Source organism: Guptibacillus hwajinpoensis (assembly GCF_020524165.1).
Lineage (GTDB): Bacteria > Bacillota > Bacilli > Bacillales > Guptibacillaceae > Guptibacillus > Guptibacillus hwajinpoensis_D.
On the sequence record NZ_JAIVKU010000017.1, the window covers coordinates 1 to 523 of the forward strand.

At 43.0% G+C, this 523-nt stretch carries 2 tRNA genes; both read right to left on the reverse strand.

Annotation, left to right across the window (positions count from 1 at the left end):
* Positions 1 to 169: 169 nt before the first annotated feature.
* Positions 170 to 245, reverse strand: a tRNA-Ala gene (locus tag LC090_RS21825).
* 55 nt (positions 246 to 300) lie between these two features.
* Positions 301 to 377, reverse strand: a tRNA-Ile gene (locus tag LC090_RS21830).
* Positions 378 to 523 lie beyond the last annotated feature (146 nt).

A 523-nucleotide genomic window follows, 5' to 3' on the forward strand; every position in this document is an offset into this window, starting at 1 on the left:
TAGCTTAACCTTCGATTTGTTAGGCATTGCTGCCATAACGCATCAGTTATTACTAAGTGTTGCATAAAAAATAATTATTGGATGTCGTTGTTTGTGCTATCTAGTTTTCAAGGAACATGTCTACTAACTGAATTAAACAATTGTTTAATTCTCTATATAGTAGATGTGTTGGTGGAGCCTAGCGGGATCGAACCGCTGACCTCCTGCGTGCAAGGCAGGCGCTCTCCCAGCTGAGCTAAGGCCCCAAATAATCCAGATGGTGTCATACCAAAAGGAAGGCGATATTCAACAAAACTTTTATGGTGGGCCTGAGTGGACTCGAACCACCGACCTCACGCTTATCAGGCGTGCGCTCTAACCAGCTGAGCTACAGGCCCATAAAGGTTTGTTGATTGTATTTAATCGAAAGAATAAATCATTCTTTCAAAACTAAACGAAACGCTCATGTAAGGTTGGTAACGTAAGTTACCTTCGTAATTCTCCATAGAAAGGAGGTGATCCAGCCGCACCTTCCGATACGGCT